We start from the raw sequence: 14,023 nt of genomic DNA, 5'->3' as shown, positions 1-14,023 counted from the left end.
ATTCTCAATGAGTTAACGGTTACTAGGGTGTTAAACGAATGGCAATATTTTTAGTACGCACGTAATTATACAAAGCTTCTTGACCTTTTTCACGTCCAAAACCAGATTTTCCTACGCCGCCAAAAGGTGTGCTTATGCCACCAGCAAACCACTCGTTCACAAACACCTGCCCTGCCACAAGCTGCCTACTTGCCTGCAGCGCTAAGCTTAAGTCTTTTGTGAATACGCCAGCCACCAAACCAAACTCGGTGCCGTTAGCCATGTCGTATGCTTCTTTAGGGGTGTTAAATTTCATTAGCACAAGCACCGGCCCAAATACTTCTTGCTGGGCTATGTCTGCCTGAACATCAGCTTCTATAATAGTGGGTGGCATAAAATAGCCTGCTTTATCCAATGGCGTGCCACCTAACACACAGTGTGCACCTTGCTCTTGAGAGCGCGCACACATGGCGGTAATCTTATCTAGCTGAGTTTTGGTGAGTATCGGGGTAACATCTGCTTCGTCTAAGCCTGCACCTACCTGTTTAGCAGAAAAACGCGCTACCAAACGCTGCTTCACTTGTTCATACACGCTCTCATGCACGATAAGTCGAGACATGGCAGAGCACACCTGCCCTGCATTAAAAAGGTTACCCACATCTGCACTGTTGATCACTTGGTCTAGGTCAGCATCTGCAAACACTACACCTGCAGACTTACCACCAAGTTCCATCACACAAGGCACTACATGCTCTACTGCCGCTTGCATAATGGCTTGGCCCGTTGCCACAGATCCTGTAAATACAATTTGGTCGATATCACTATGGGCTACCAGTGCAGCACCGGTGTCATGGCCATAGCCACATAAAATATTTACAGCTCCATTTGGTACATTAGCCTTAACCATGGCCTCACCTAACAAGGCCACTGCTAGTGGTGTTAACTCAGGCGACTTGATCACCACACTATTACCCGCAGCCAAAGCAGGAGCCAAAGATCTAGCCACTAAAGACACAGGGAAATTCCATGGAATAACTTGTGCAGACACACCAAAAGGCTCGTATTCGGTGAAATCTACCAGTCCATCACCTAGGGGAATAGACCTCCCTTCAATCTTATCAGCCATGCCTGCATAATATTCAAAATAGCGCGCAGCTTCTTCAAATTCCCACTGCGCAGCGCTTAATGGCTTGCCATTTTCTAAACACAAAAGCATACCGCCACGTGTGGCTAAAGCCCTTATCTCCCCTGCAATGGCATGGAGTAATTGCATACGCTCATAGGGCGCCATGCCTGCTATACGACGCTGATTGTGGCATTCACGAGCTGCACTGACTGCTTGATCTACATGGGCGGGCGTCGCACGAGCGATGGTGCCTATAAGTTCGCCAGTAGCTGGGTTTTCTATATTAATACACTCTTGGCTATCTACCCATTTGCCATTAATAAAATTATTGCTATGGGGCAAATCTTGTTGAAGCAAATTCATGGCTTTAAACTCCGTTATTTTGTGTGCTTTTTATGAGGCGATTAGCCGCCCATTTGTGAAAGAAATGAGTAGGATTATCCAACACAGGTGAAAATTTGCCACCACAAAAACCAGGCGAGGCTCTGCCGCGTTGCATGCCTTCCACTACCATCACATCTTCTCCAAAAACTTCTTTCCAAGCTGCAAGCGTTGCGTCCCTGCAGCCTTTATATGCAGGGGCTATGGCTTCATCACCCACATACATCAATCGCAAGTGTTCTACAGTTTGATCATTTTGCACAGGCTCCAGCACTATAGCAAAGGTATGGTCTGCCTGAATGCCCAAAAGTACATTTGGAAACACAGTAATATACTCTGCCTCTTTCATGCGCTCTTGTTGCCACTCTGGAAACACAGGTAAACGTGTGCCTGCTGAATCTGCCAAGTTATACACCATGGTGCCTTGGCCTGCAAAATCATTACCAAACATAATGTGATAATGGTCTTGAATGCGTGAATATACATTCAGATTAGGGTGTATCCATGGTAAATGATAGCTTTCACAGTAGTTCTCTACTGCTAGCTTCCAATTACATGCCACATTTAAGGTAAACACACCCTGGGCTTGTCCATCGCTAGATGCTTCTCTGCGCATACGGGTATAACCAGTGTCACCCATAAAAGGCTGCCAACGCTCTACTATGGGCGCAATAAATTGCTCAAATGGGTTTGCCTTGCCATCTAAGTTTATAAATACAATGTCAAACCACACGGCACTTGCCACTTCTTTCATGCCATGTTTTTCGCATACTAGGCTGTCTACTTTATGCACACCCACCCCACCTATATGTGGCGTGCCTTTAAGTTGGCCTGTTAAATCATAAGTCCATGAATGATAAGGGCAACGAATGCTTCCCTGTACTGGCCCTTCTTCATTGATCAACACCATGCCTCGGTGGCTACACACATTGTGAAATACACGCACCGTGTCGTCACGATCACGAATAATAACTAAAGGCAGCCCCATAAATGTAATAGGCTTAACGTAGCCTAGCTGCGGCAAATCTCCTTTAAAACCCACACCAGCCCATGTTTTACCTAACAAATGATCACGCTCTAAAGCGAATACGTCTGGATCATTATATAAAGCGTTAGGTAAACCGCTGGCTTTTTCAATGGGTAAGGTGGCATTTTCTAGGCTAACAAGTGGTATACGGTCAAACAGGCTCATAGATGGCATGAGGAGAATCCTTAAAATAACGTAGGGCAAAATATGCCTCACAATGCCTCAAAGCAGTAATATGAACAAACGATAATTTATCACCAAACCCATGAGCCTAGCTCATGGTAAAGTGAAGGTTAATGCTCAGGAAGTTTGATTAGCCATTGGCGAAATTCATCCAAGGCAGGCTTGCCACTACCCACTAAAGACGTCATCAAATAAAAACCTGCATCAGTCTCTAGGGTATCCTCAAATACCTTCACCAAGCTGCCTATGGCTAGGTAATCTGTAAGCAAGTGGTCCCACGCCAGCGCCACACCTTGGCCTTGCAAAGCCGCTTGCACCAACATGTTGTAATGACTAAAGGTGACCTTGTGCTGGGGCACTACTTTTGCCATACCTAAGCCTTCAAACCAATCCGACCAGTTAAACCAGCCCACTGTTGGGTTATCTAACACCAACTGCCTTGTGGCAAGTAACTCTTGTGAAGACAAAGCTTGGTGTTGGGCTAAAAACTCTGGACTAGAAACCACAAATACACGCTCTGAAAACAAGCGATCTACCTGATAAGCGCTAGGTGCCTTGGGGCTAAAGCCTATACTGCAATCAAAATCACCAGCATCTACTTCCAGCACGTTATCGGTAACTAGCAGGCGTATATCTGTGTCTGGGTAAGCCTTAGAATATTCTGCAATGCGTGGCATAAGCCACAAAGATGCCACCGCATGGCTTGCCGCTATAGTGATTTGTGTCTCTTGCATAGGGTTTTTTATAGCAAAGGTGACCTTGGCAATTTGGTCAAGCGCATCACTGATATGCCTGTGGTATTCACTGCCTTGGGGGGTTAAGCGCACCTTGCGTTGGCTACGATCAAACAACACGATGCCTAGGTTTTCTTCTAGGCCGCGTATCTGGCGACTAATGGCGCCTTGGGTCACAAACAATTTAGCCGCCGCTTGAGTGAAGCTTACGCTTGTGGCTGCCGCATCAAAAGCCACTAATGCATTTAAGGGAGGTAAGTTTTTAATGTTTAATGCCATGACTAAAGCTCACTCTTATTTATGCTCGCATTATGTACCACTTACCCTTAAAGAAACACCCCACAGCAAAACAGTAATTGATTTATACCCCCGTAACCATATAATCAACTCATGAAAAATATCCCTACCGAACTATTACGCACCTTTACCACCATTGTGGATTTAGGTGGTTTCACCCTTGCTGGTGCATCGCTTGGGCGCTCTCAACCTGCTATTAGCTTGCAAGTAAAGCGTTTGGAAGAGCTGCTTGATATTACGGTGTTTGAAAGAAATAACGGCCTGCAAGTGACCGAAGAAGGCGAAGTGTTGCTAGGGTTTGCTAGGCGCATGCTGGACATTAATGACAGCGCTGTAACGCGCTTAGCTAAAAGCCGCATCTCAGGTCAAGTAAGGCTTGGCATCCCTAATGACTTTGAAGTGTCATTTTTGCCCCGCTTGCTCAGCCAATTCGGGCAAGCCCATCCAGAAGTAGCTTTAGAAGTTAATTGCGACTTAAGCGTGACACTATTGAATGATTTTCAAAAAGGCAATTATGATCTGGTGTTAGCTACGGCAAGCTTAGAAGAAACCCTACAAGTGAATTCAGATGATGAATTTCATGAAACCATAGTATGGGTGACTAACGGCCACTTCAACTGGTCTACCAATCAACCCATACCGTTGGTGGTATACCCCACAGGCTGCCGATACCGACAACAGATCATTAGCAAGCTCAATGCTGCAGGCATCGCTTGGCGCATTGCTTATAGCTCATCTAGCTTGCTGGGCATTCAGGCCGCTATAGAAGCAGGTTTGGGCATTAGCGCATTAGCTCGCAGCACCGTGCCTGCGGGCCTTCATAGCCACTTACAGCTAGAAGATAGCCCACAATTAGGCTTTGTGAAACTGGTATTTAAGCATGACCGTGGCAACCAAAGTGACGCCACTAGTCGCCTTTATGAATATTTATATACAGGTTTGGAGCAATCAGCGAGTTAAAACCAAAAGCCCTGCCGTAGCCATTAAGCCTGCAGTAATTCGGTTTAGGCGCTTCACCGCTTGGTGCTGGGTAAATAACTTGCGGGCTTTACTGGCGCTTAACGCGATTAACATTAGCCCCAGCATTAAAGCAAAGAAATTAAGCCCCACCACGACCACCGCACCTTGAGTAGTGAGCAAGGTTAAATCTACAAACGTGGGCAAAAACGCGATGTAGAACAACATCACCTTTGGGTTAGTGGCCGAAATCAACATGCCTTGCGCATACCCTAACAAAAAACCTGCCGCTTTATTGGCTGTAGCTGGGGTAGATACTTGATCAAGCGCGTTAACAACAATAGGCGCATGCCAAACCCGCCAAGCTAAATAGAACAAATAAGCCGCACCACACCAACGAATCATCGTGAAGATCACTTGGTACTCGTTAGCAATGTAAGCCAGCCCCCAAATAACCAGCAACAAATAAGCGATGTCGCTCATGGTCATGCCTAGCGCTAAGCCCCAACAGCTATGCCCACCTTCCTTTAATGCATGGGCGATCAATGCAAACACCCCAGGCCCTGGGGTAATAGAGAATATAAATACAGCCACAAAATAGGCTAAAGAAAATTCCAACGTCATGCTAGCACCCATTAAAACAGAAAGTCAGTTAGGGCTGCATATTACCTGTTTTTTAAGCCAGTAATAACATTAAGGGCTTAGTTTTGTAAAAAACAATTACGCCATGTATGCCGGGCCTTTGCCATCTGCACTAGGTTGAAAGTGCACGCTCATTTCACTCAGTTTAGTAAGCGCTTCATTTACATTTTGATCATCACGCAGCTCAAAGGCATTAAAGCCTACGCGGTGCATAAATTCAATACGGTCCATAGCTACATCGCCTACTGCACGAATCTCACCTTGGTAGCCCTCTCGGCGTAATAGACGTGCCATACTGAAACCTCGGCCATCAGCGAAGGTTTCAAATTCAATGGCGATCATATCAAGCTTACTGGCATTGGCTAACAAGCAGGTTAAATCATCTGCGCCATTAGTTAACACTGATTCACCTTTGATTAGATCATCATCAAGCCAATCGGCAAACCTAATATCCGGTGTGGCAACATGGCTAATGCTAAGCTGCTGATCTTTGATGAGTGCCATAAACACGCTCCTTAAATGGTGCAAAGCCTATGCGCTGCACTGTTTGTAAAAAAGTTTCGTCGGTTTCACGCTGTTGCACATATACGTCTAGTATCTGCCCTATCACCACCACCACTTGATCTTGGTCTATAGAGCGGCCTAGTGTTTTGCCTAGGCTTGCATCATTGGAAGCGCTGCCGCCTAAGGTAAATTGATACACTTGCTTGCCTCCCTTCTCTACGCCTAATATTCCAATGTGACCTACGTGGTGATGTCCACACGCGTTGATACAGCCCGATATTTTGAGCTGGATTTCTCCTAGGTCATACTGATAATTCATGTCATCAAAGGTTTCATTAATTTGACGAGACAAGATTAGGGTTTCTGCATTAGCTAAACTACAAAAATCTAACCCTGGGCAGTTGATCATGTCTGTAAGCGTGCCTATATTAGCGCGCCCCATGCCTAGGTCGGTTAGTTTTAACCAAAGGTTAAATAAATCTCGCTGCGCTATATCTGCTAACACTAAGTTTTGATCATGCGTTGAGCGTAATTCACCAAAACTAAATTCATCTGCTATGGCTGCAATACCATCCATTTGCTGGTGACTTATGTCACCAGGTGCTTGTAATTGGTTTTTCAGGCTGACTACTACTATGCGATAGCCTGGTTGCTTATGGTCGCGGGTATTTTGTTTGTGCCAAGTGGCAAAGGCAGGATGTGCTATAAATTCTGTTTCTAGACTGCTTTGAGCATGTTCTACTGACAAATAATCTGGTGCTTTAAAAAAGCCCTTCACTCGCTCTATTTCTGCCTGTGGCAAGCGTAGGTCTTTACCCTTGGTAAACTGCCATTCTTCTTCTACCATTTTTGTGAAGGCTTCAATGCCCACAGCGTTAACTAAAATTTTGATACGCGCCTTGTACTTATTATCACGGCGACCATTAAGGTTATATACCCTAAGCACTGCATCTAAATAAGACAGCAGTTCTTGCGGCTCTAAAAATTTACGTACGGTTTTACCAATCACTGGTGTGCGCCCAAGGCCTCCGCCTACAATCACTTCAAAGCCCATCTGACCAGCGTCATTGCGATATAAGTGCAGGCCTATGTCGTGCACCTGAGAGGCTGCACGATCACTGTCTGAGCCCGATACAGCAATTTTAAACTTGCGAGGCAAATAGGCAAACTCTGGGTGCAGCGTGCTCCACTGACGGATGATTTCACACCATGGACGAGTGTCTTCTATTTCATCTGCTGTTGCGCCTGCAAAGGGGTCTGTGGTGGTGTTGCGTATGCAAGCCCCACTGGTTTGTATGGCATGCATTTGAACTTTGGCTAAATCTGCTAAAATATCGGGTACAGACTCTAATGTAGGCCAATTAAACTGCATGTTTTGGCGCGTTGTAAAGTGGCCATAGCCCTTGTCATAAGTGCGAGAAATTTGAGCTAATGCACGTAGTTGCTCACTTTTCATCAGCCCATAAGGCACAGCAACACGCAGCATGGGGGCATGGCGTTGAATGTAGAGCCCGTTCATGAGGCGTAGAATACGAAATTCGTCCTCTGGAATCTTTCCAGCCAAGTACCTCCGGGTTTGATCACGGTATTGCTCCACACGTTGATCAACAAGGGTTTGGTCGAATTGGTTGTAGGCGTACATTATGTCTTCCTAAGCGAACTTTTGGGCTGTATCCTAATATACTAGCGCACCACACTTATAACATAAAATAATAAAAACTCATTTACTTATAATTAAATGGAATATACAATCCTCTAAATTGAAGCCTCTCATATAGCGTTTTAAGATGCTTTTTGAGTTACACTTGTATCCGACTTACTTGGTCAAATTTTATCAAGCGCAAGCTTTTCTCATCGGCTGTTGCTGTGTTTATGGTTATAAGGATTTATAGACGAAATGGTAGACTATTTACTCATCCTAGTTAGCACTGTGTTAGTGAATAATTTTGTGTTGGTTCAGTTCCTTGGTTTATGTCCATTTATGGGTGTTTCTTCTCGCCTAGAAACTGCTATGGGTATGTCTTTAGCCACCACCTTTGTGCTTACGCTTGCATCCTTATGCAGCTACCTCACCTATACCTATTTATTGGTGCCTTTTAACTTAGAGTTTTTACAAACCATTAGTTTTATTTTGGTGATAGCGTTTGTAGTGCAGTTCACTGAAATGGTAGTGCACAAAACCAGTCCACTATTACATAAGGTTTTGGGTATTTTTCTTCCGTTAATTACCACTAACTGCGCAGTGCTTGGTGTGGCTCTTTTGAATATCAAAAAGGCCAACGGATTTACAGAATCCATTTTGTATGGTTTTGGTGCCGCTATTGGTTTTTCTTTGGTACTGGTGTTATTTGCCGCTATGCGTGAGCGCATTGCTGCAGCGGATGTACCTGCTCCCTTTAAAGGTGCCGCCATCGCTATGATAAGCGCAGGCATTATGTCTTTGGCGTTTATGGGCTTTACAGGTTTGGTGGCCATTTAAATGCAAACACTCTACCTTGCCATCATCATACTGGCTTTACTTGCTATCGTTTTTGGTGCAATTTTAGGTTTTGCTGCCATCCGCTTTAAGGTGGACGGTGATCCTATCGTTGACCAAATTGACAACCTGTTGCCACAAACCCAGTGTGGTCAATGTGGGCACCCCGGCTGCAAACCTTATGCGCAAGCTATTGCAGATGGTGAAGCTATTAATCGCTGCCCGCCAGGTGGAGAAACTACTATTAAAGCCCTTGCAGACCTTTTAGGTGTAGAGGCTATTGCGCTAGATGCAGAGCATGGCACTGAAGCCATACGTACTATCGCTTATATCAGAGAAGATGAATGCATCGGCTGCACTAAGTGCATTCAAGCTTGCCCTGTGGATGCTATTTTAGGTGCAGCCAAGCAAATGCATACAGTCATTGTGGCAGAATGTACAGGCTGTGATTTGTGTTTAGAGCCTTGCCCCGTGGATTGTATTGATATGCTGCCTGTTGAAACCACCCCACTAAGCTGGCATTGGCAGCAGCCTAAACAGCTCATTGCTACTAGCACTGCCCCCCACAACCATGGAGCGCCTAGCCATGACTAAACTTTGGGATTTTCACGGTGGTGTTCACCCTATTCAAAACAAAGATCAGTCTAATCAACTGCCTATCAATACCATGCCTTTACCAAAGCAGTTAATACTGCCGCTAAGTCAACATATAGGTAACCAAGCTAAAGCCATTGTAGCCCCTGGTGAATATGTCTTAAAAGGCCAGTTGATTGCTAGTGCTCAAGGTTTTATCAGCGCCAACATCCATGCGCCAAGCTCAGGCTTTATTGATGCGATAGAAGAGCGCACCTTGCCCCACCAATCTGCCCTAACTGGTGAATGCATTGTCATCAACACAGATGGTAAGGATCAATGGACTAAGTTACACCCCGTTTCCAACCCTGAAACAGTTTCAAAACAAGATTTATTACACATCATTCAAGCTGCTGGCGTTACAGGCATGGGTGGTGCTGGTTTCCCTAGTGTTGTTAAGTTGCAGTCTAAAGCGAAAATTCACACCCTAGTGATCAACGGTGCTGAATGTGAGCCTTACATCACTTCAGATGATAGGCTTATGCGTGAGTATGCTGACCAAATAATTGCTGGCATTAGCATAGCACAGCTGTTACTAGATCAGCCTCGATGCCTTATAGGCATTGAAGACAATAAGCCTGAAGCAATCATTGCTCTAAATGAAGCCCTTAATTCACATACCAATGACAAGGCTTCCATTGAAGTGTGTGTTATTCCTACTAAATACCCTTCTGGCGGTGAAAAACAACTGCTAGAAATTCTTACAGGCCTGCAAGTTCCTCATGGTGGAATTCCAGCAGATATAGGCATTGTGTGCCAAAACGTGGGCACTGTTAAGGCCATATATGACGCAGTGGTGCTAGGTCAGCCATTGATTACCCGCATCACTACAGTGACAGGCAAAGCAGCAAAAAACGCAGGTAACTATGAAGTGCTTATAGGTACTCAAACAGGCGACCTGCTTGATTTTGCTCAGGTTGATATGAGCAAAACCTCGCGCTTGGTTATGGGTGGGCCTATGATGGGCTTCACCATACAAGACACTCAAACACCCCTGATAAAAAGCAGCAATTGCCTTTTAGCAGCTGAAGATCTAGAGCTTGCTCCCATTGCTGATCACCACTCTTGTATACGTTGTGGTCTTTGTGAAGTGGCCTGCCCAGCGCAGCTTTTGCCTCAACAGCTATTTTGGTTTGCCAAAGCTGAAGAGTTTGAAAAAGCTCAAGACCACAATTTATCTGATTGTATTGAGTGCGGCGCCTGTGCATGGGTTTGTCCTAGCCAGATCCCGTTAGTGCAATATTACCGCTTTGCCAAAGGCAGGCTAAAAGACCTAGCCAGTGAAGCACACATAGCTGAATTATCTCGCGTACGTTTTGAAAATAGAGAACAGCGCTTAATTGATGAAAAACTAGCCAAAGAAGAGAAACGTAAAAACAGAGCCACTGCAGCCGCTGCTGCACAAGCGGCTAAACGAGCGGCTAATCCCAGTGAGCAAGACCCTATAGCTGCTGCTCTTGCTAGAGTGAATGCCAAAAAGCAAGAACAAGAGCAAGAACCCAAAAAACAGGTGGATTCAGCACCAAAAACTCATGAACAAATCTACAAAGAGCTTAAAACTGCTGCTGCGATTACACGCACTAAGCTAAACAAAACTAATAAAGCCCTAGCCAATGCCGTGGCTAAAGATCATGAATTAGCTCAAGGCCTGCAAACTACTGTAGATGAGCTCACAATCAAGGCAGCTGATGCTCAGGGTAAGTTGCAGGCTTACGAAGCTAAACTTGGTTTAGATCCAGAAAAAGAAAAAGCACTGTTGACCGATGTAGCAAAGGCTAATGCTTTAGTCCGTAAGCTGGAAAAAGCTCTAGCCACATCACTAGATCCACAAGAAGTAGAAACGCAATTAGTCATCGCTAGAGTGAGTCAGAAAACGAGCGCCAATGCTTTAGCAAAGCATCAAACTAATCTTCCCTCCACACTATTACCGGAGCAGGAACAATAACTATGGGTTTAATTAATTTATCCTCGCCGCATCACCATAGTTTGAGTCAAACCTCACGCTTAATGGCCTTGGTATTATTGGCCACCTTGCCGGGGTTGGCTGCACAAAGCTACTTTTATGGCTATGGCACCTTGATCAACTTAGTATGGGCAAGCTTCTTAGCACTTGGTTTTGAAGCCTTAATATTGTATTTACGAGGCAGACCCATTATGCCTTACCTTACAGATGGCAGCGCTTTAGTGACTGCCTTTTTACTGGCTTTAGCTCTGCCCCCATTTAGTCCATGGTGGCTAACCTTAGTCGCAGTTTCTTTTTCCATTATTTTTGCTAAACATCTTTATGGTGGCTTAGGTAGCAACCCTTTTAACCCTGCCATGGTTGGCTATGCTTTATGCTTGATTTCATTTCCTGTGGCTATGACCCAATGGGCCGGCACAGAAATGACTATGACCTTTGGACAACAGTGGCAATGGTTTTGGCTAGAATCTGTCACCGGAGGTATTGATGCTTACACTAGCGCCACTGCGCTGGATATTATGCGTCATACAAAAGGGCTGACCTTAAGTGAAGTGGCTAGTAGTAATCCACAGTTAGCCTTGGGGCTCACAGCGAGCATGTGGGTAAATATCGCCTACCTGTTAGGCGGTTTAGTATTGCTTGGGTTCAAAGTATTTACCTGGCATGCCCCTGTTGCCATGCTGGCAAGTTTAGGTTTTTGTGCAGGCTTATTTCATATGGGCGAGCCCGACCTGTACCCTAGCGCGTCGCAACACTTATTGACTGGCGCTACTATGTTATCAGCATTCTTTATTGTAACCGACCCTGTAAGCGGTGCTACCAGCCGCAAAGGTAAATTAGTCTTTGGTATTGGTGTGGGTATTTTAGTATTTATTATCCGCAGTTATGGAAGTTATCCTGACGCTTTTGCTTTTGCCATATTACTGATGAATTTGTCAGCGCCGTTAATAGATACTTATACCAAACCCAAAGCCTATGGCCATCAATCTAAAGCACCCCGCTCCCAAGGCAGACCATAATGAGCACAGAAAAACCAGACAACTTGATTACCTCAATTGGCGCAGGTGCAATTAGTTTAGGCATATTTGCAGTGCTTGCTGCTGCAGCTATTAGCCTTACTTATATTGCTGGTAGTGAGAGTATCGCTGCCAACAAAGCGGCTTCAAAAGCACGTGCTTTAGCGGCTGTTATGCCCGCCAATTTGTATGACCAGAGTTTACTGTCTGCACCTATAGAGCTAGTGGATTACGCCAAGCTAAACCTTAAACCAAACGCTTTAGCTTATGCGGCTGTTAAATCTGGCGACACCCAAGCCATCATATTACCAGTGATTGCAAAAGATGGTTACAGTGGCGATATCTCCTTGTTATTAGGCATCGATAAGTATGGTGTAATACAAGGACTACGCACTATCGAACACAAAGAAACGCCAGGTTTGGGTGATAAGGTAGAGCACAAAAAGTCAGATTGGGTAGACAGCTTCATCGGCAAATCTCTAGCTAATACCCCTTCAAACGACTGGGCAGTGACTAAAGATGGTGGTGTATTTGATGCATTCACTGGCGCCACCATTACCCCTAGGGCTGTTGTCAATGCTGTGCATCAAGGCATGTTGTATCATCAACGCCAGCAAAGCGTTTTATATAACGCACCGCAGGAGCAATAATATGTCTACAGTACAAACTAAAATCATTATGAACGGGCTTTGGGAAAACAACCCAGCTTTAGTGCAATTACTTGGTCTTTGTCCATTATTAGCCGTGACTGGTAGTGTAGTGAATGCCCTAGGTTTAGGTTTTGCTACCTTGCTGGTGCTAGTGGGGTCTAATTTATTGGTGTCACTTATTCGTAATAAAGTAGCTGATGACATCCGTTTACCTGTGTTTGTGATGATTATTGCAGCCTTAGTGACTATTGCAGAGCTTACCATGCAAGCTCTAACCTATGAGCTATATCAAATATTAGGCATTTTTATCCCCTTGATTGTGACTAATTGTGCCATTTTGGGTAGAGCTGATGCATATGCTCGTAAAAATCCACCTCACTTAGCTGTGTTAGATGGTTTAAGTATGGGGTTGGGGTTTGCTGTTGTCCTTGTGTTGCTTGGCGCTATGCGTGAATTACTAGGCCAAGGCACCTTGTTTGCAGATATGGACTTATTGCTTGGGCCCATGGCAAAAAACTGGACTCTATTTATTATCAGTGACTACCGCGGCTTTCTATTTGCTGTGCTTCCCCCTGGAGCATTTGTAGGCATGGGGTTAATTATTGCAGCTAAAAACACCTTCGATCAATATCAAAAAACACAAAAACTTAAAGCCCAGCCTTTAACTGAGGCCGGTAGTAAGCGTGTGCGGGTAACAGGCACCATAGCTTAACGGATTACACAAAGAGTAAAGTAATGAACAATGACAAGCGTGAAGCGATTTTTGCCAGACTAAAGGCGCAAAACCCCCACCCTGAAACTGAACTAAACTTTAACAATCATTATGAGCTGTTAGTGGCTGTAGCACTTTCTGCTCAATCCACCGATGTAAGCGTAAACAAAGCCACTAAAAAACTGTTTGAAGTAGCAAATACACCCCAAGCGATGCTTGATCTTGGCCTAGAAGGGCTAAAAAACCACATTAAAACCATCGGCCTTTATAACAGTAAAGCCAATAATGTCATCCAGGCCGCTCAGCTTTTGGTTTCCAATCACAATGGCCTAGTACCCGATTCAAGAGAAGCACTGGAAGCTTTGCCTGGAGTGGGCCGAAAAACAGCCAATGTCGTTCTTAACACCGCTTTTAGGCAAATTGCTATGGCCGTGGATACACATATTTTTCGTTGGTCTAACCGCACTCGTGTAGCCCCGGGCAAAAATGTGGTGGAGGTTGAGAAGAAACTGTTACGCTTTGTGCCCAAGCAATACTTGCTAGATGCCCATCACTGGATGATACTGCACGGGCGTTATGTTTGTGTAGCAAGAAAACCACGCTGCGGTGCTTGTACTATAGAAGACCTTTGTGAGTTTAAACAAAAGACTTCCGATTAACTTTTGATAATACGACTTGGTATGTTTACATAATTAAATTATTGTGATAAGCAACTCATATTAACCCTATTGAAGATGGCACCC

The 14,023-nt window shown here is 44.8% G+C and carries 14 protein-coding genes; 8 read left to right on the top strand and 6 right to left on the bottom strand.

Annotated elements, in window-relative coordinates:
* Positions 1 to 22: 22 nt before the first annotated feature.
* From ABXT42_RS05465 to ABXT42_RS05455, 3 genes are all read right to left on the bottom strand, one after another.
* Positions 23 to 1,468 (bottom strand): aldehyde dehydrogenase family protein, encoded by a 1,446-nt coding sequence (locus ABXT42_RS05465; RefSeq protein ID WP_443629361.1) that lies wholly within the window; start codon positions 1,466 to 1,468, stop codon positions 23 to 25.
* Positions 1,469 to 1,472: 4 nt separating this feature from the next.
* Positions 1,473 to 2,687 carry an aromatic ring-hydroxylating oxygenase subunit alpha gene (locus ABXT42_RS05460; protein WP_443629360.1) on the bottom strand — a complete coding sequence of 405 codons (1,215 nt, stop codon included), beginning with the start codon at positions 2,685 to 2,687 and terminating at the stop codon, positions 1,473 to 1,475.
* A 119-nt stretch (positions 2,688 to 2,806) separates the two neighbouring features.
* A complete protein-coding gene (locus ABXT42_RS05455) occupies positions 2,807 to 3,709 on the bottom strand; it encodes a LysR substrate-binding domain-containing protein (RefSeq protein ID WP_443629359.1) in 903 nt (300 codons plus the stop codon).
* Positions 3,710 to 3,820: 111 nt separating this feature from the next.
* On the opposite strand from ABXT42_RS05455, the gene ABXT42_RS05450 reads away from it, so the two are divergent.
* A complete protein-coding gene (locus ABXT42_RS05450; RefSeq protein ID WP_443629358.1) occupies positions 3,821 to 4,687 on the top strand; it encodes a LysR substrate-binding domain-containing protein in 867 nt (288 codons plus the stop codon).
* Here the strand turns inward: ABXT42_RS05450 and ABXT42_RS05445 are convergent.
* The 3 genes from ABXT42_RS05445 to ABXT42_RS05435 form a co-directional block, all read right to left on the bottom strand.
* Positions 4,676 to 5,308: a LysE family translocator gene (locus tag ABXT42_RS05445; RefSeq protein ID WP_443629357.1), complete on the bottom strand. Its 633-nt coding sequence runs from the start codon at positions 5,306 to 5,308 to the stop codon at positions 4,676 to 4,678. The genes ABXT42_RS05450 and ABXT42_RS05445 overlap by 12 nt on opposite strands.
* A gap of 96 nt (positions 5,309 to 5,404) precedes the next feature.
* Positions 5,405 to 5,830 carry a DUF934 domain-containing protein gene (locus ABXT42_RS05440; RefSeq protein ID WP_443629356.1) on the bottom strand — a complete coding sequence of 142 codons (426 nt, stop codon included), beginning with the start codon at positions 5,828 to 5,830 and terminating at the stop codon, positions 5,405 to 5,407.
* The gene (locus ABXT42_RS05435; protein WP_443629355.1) at positions 5,802 to 7,472 is read right to left on the bottom strand and encodes a nitrite/sulfite reductase; all 1,671 of its coding nucleotides are present in this window, start codon (positions 7,470 to 7,472) and stop codon (positions 5,802 to 5,804) included. Before ABXT42_RS05435 ends, ABXT42_RS05440 begins: the two co-directional genes overlap by 29 nt.
* 255 nt (positions 7,473 to 7,727) lie before the next feature.
* Between ABXT42_RS05435 and rsxA the strand changes: the two genes are divergently transcribed.
* Genes rsxA through nth form a run of 7 tightly spaced genes read left to right on the top strand, consistent with a single transcriptional unit; the run spans position 7,728 to position 13,939 of the window.
* Positions 7,728 to 8,309, top strand: a complete 582-nt coding sequence (gene rsxA, locus ABXT42_RS05430; protein ID WP_443629354.1) for an electron transport complex subunit RsxA — start codon at positions 7,728 to 7,730, stop codon at positions 8,307 to 8,309.
* Positions 8,310 to 8,900 (top strand): electron transport complex subunit RsxB, encoded by a 591-nt coding sequence (gene rsxB, locus ABXT42_RS05425; protein WP_443629353.1) that lies wholly within the window; start codon positions 8,310 to 8,312, stop codon positions 8,898 to 8,900. It begins immediately after the preceding gene.
* Positions 8,893 to 10,884 (top strand): electron transport complex subunit RsxC, encoded by a 1,992-nt coding sequence (rsxC, locus tag ABXT42_RS05420; protein WP_443629352.1) that lies wholly within the window; start codon positions 8,893 to 8,895, stop codon positions 10,882 to 10,884. The genes rsxB and rsxC overlap by 8 nt, the downstream gene beginning before the upstream one ends.
* A 2-nt stretch (positions 10,885 to 10,886) precedes the next feature.
* Complete coding sequence (locus ABXT42_RS05415) at positions 10,887 to 11,921, top strand: RnfABCDGE type electron transport complex subunit D (RefSeq protein ID WP_443629351.1); 1,035 nt, start codon at positions 10,887 to 10,889, stop codon at positions 11,919 to 11,921.
* Positions 11,921 to 12,568, top strand: a complete 648-nt coding sequence (gene rsxG, locus ABXT42_RS05410; protein ID WP_443629350.1) for an electron transport complex subunit RsxG — start codon at positions 11,921 to 11,923, stop codon at positions 12,566 to 12,568. The genes ABXT42_RS05415 and rsxG overlap by 1 nt, the downstream gene beginning before the upstream one ends.
* 1 nt (position 12,569) lies before the next feature.
* A complete protein-coding gene (locus ABXT42_RS05405; RefSeq protein ID WP_443629349.1) occupies positions 12,570 to 13,280 on the top strand; it encodes an electron transport complex subunit E in 711 nt (236 codons plus the stop codon).
* Between the two features lie 23 nt (positions 13,281 to 13,303).
* Entirely contained in the window at positions 13,304 to 13,939 is a 636-nt protein-coding gene (gene nth, locus ABXT42_RS05400) for an endonuclease III (protein WP_443629348.1), read from the top strand.
* The last annotated feature ends 84 nt before the right edge of the window (positions 13,940 to 14,023 follow it).

Origin of the sequence: Candidatus Njordibacter sp. Uisw_002 (assembly GCF_047730155.1) — a bacterium.
Classification (GTDB): domain Bacteria; phylum Pseudomonadota; class Gammaproteobacteria; order Pseudomonadales; family Balneatricaceae; genus Njordibacter.
This window is presented reverse-complemented; position numbering and strand designations above follow the sequence as displayed.

Excerpts from the sequence above, each read along its gene's own strand:
- rsxG (WP_443629350.1), top strand. The coding sequence starts at position 11,921 with ATGAGCACAGAAAAACCAGACAACTTGATTACCTCAATTGGCGCAGGT.
- rsxC (WP_443629352.1), top strand. The coding sequence starts at position 8,893 with ATGACTAAACTTTGGGATTTTCACGGTGGTGTTCACCCTATTCAAAAC.
- ABXT42_RS05405 (WP_443629349.1), top strand. The coding sequence starts at position 12,570 with ATGTCTACAGTACAAACTAAAATCATTATGAACGGGCTTTGGGAAAAC.
- rsxA (WP_443629354.1), top strand. The coding sequence starts at position 7,728 with ATGGTAGACTATTTACTCATCCTAGTTAGCACTGTGTTAGTGAATAAT.
- ABXT42_RS05445 (WP_443629357.1), bottom strand. The coding sequence starts at position 5,308 with ATGACGTTGGAATTTTCTTTAGCCTATTTTGTGGCTGTATTTATATTC.
- rsxB (WP_443629353.1), top strand. The coding sequence starts at position 8,310 with ATGCAAACACTCTACCTTGCCATCATCATACTGGCTTTACTTGCTATC.
- nth (WP_443629348.1), top strand. The coding sequence starts at position 13,304 with ATGAACAATGACAAGCGTGAAGCGATTTTTGCCAGACTAAAGGCGCAA.
- ABXT42_RS05460 (WP_443629360.1), bottom strand. The coding sequence starts at position 2,687 with ATGCCATCTATGAGCCTGTTTGACCGTATACCACTTGTTAGCCTAGAA.
- ABXT42_RS05465 (WP_443629361.1), bottom strand. The coding sequence starts at position 1,468 with ATGAATTTGCTTCAACAAGATTTGCCCCATAGCAATAATTTTATTAAT.
- ABXT42_RS05435 (WP_443629355.1), bottom strand. The coding sequence starts at position 7,472 with ATGTACGCCTACAACCAATTCGACCAAACCCTTGTTGATCAACGTGTG.
- ABXT42_RS05415 (WP_443629351.1), top strand. The coding sequence starts at position 10,887 with ATGGGTTTAATTAATTTATCCTCGCCGCATCACCATAGTTTGAGTCAA.
- ABXT42_RS05450 (WP_443629358.1), top strand. The coding sequence starts at position 3,821 with ATGAAAAATATCCCTACCGAACTATTACGCACCTTTACCACCATTGTG.
- ABXT42_RS05440 (WP_443629356.1), bottom strand. The coding sequence starts at position 5,830 with ATGGCACTCATCAAAGATCAGCAGCTTAGCATTAGCCATGTTGCCACA.
- ABXT42_RS05455 (WP_443629359.1), bottom strand. The coding sequence starts at position 3,709 with ATGGCATTAAACATTAAAAACTTACCTCCCTTAAATGCATTAGTGGCT.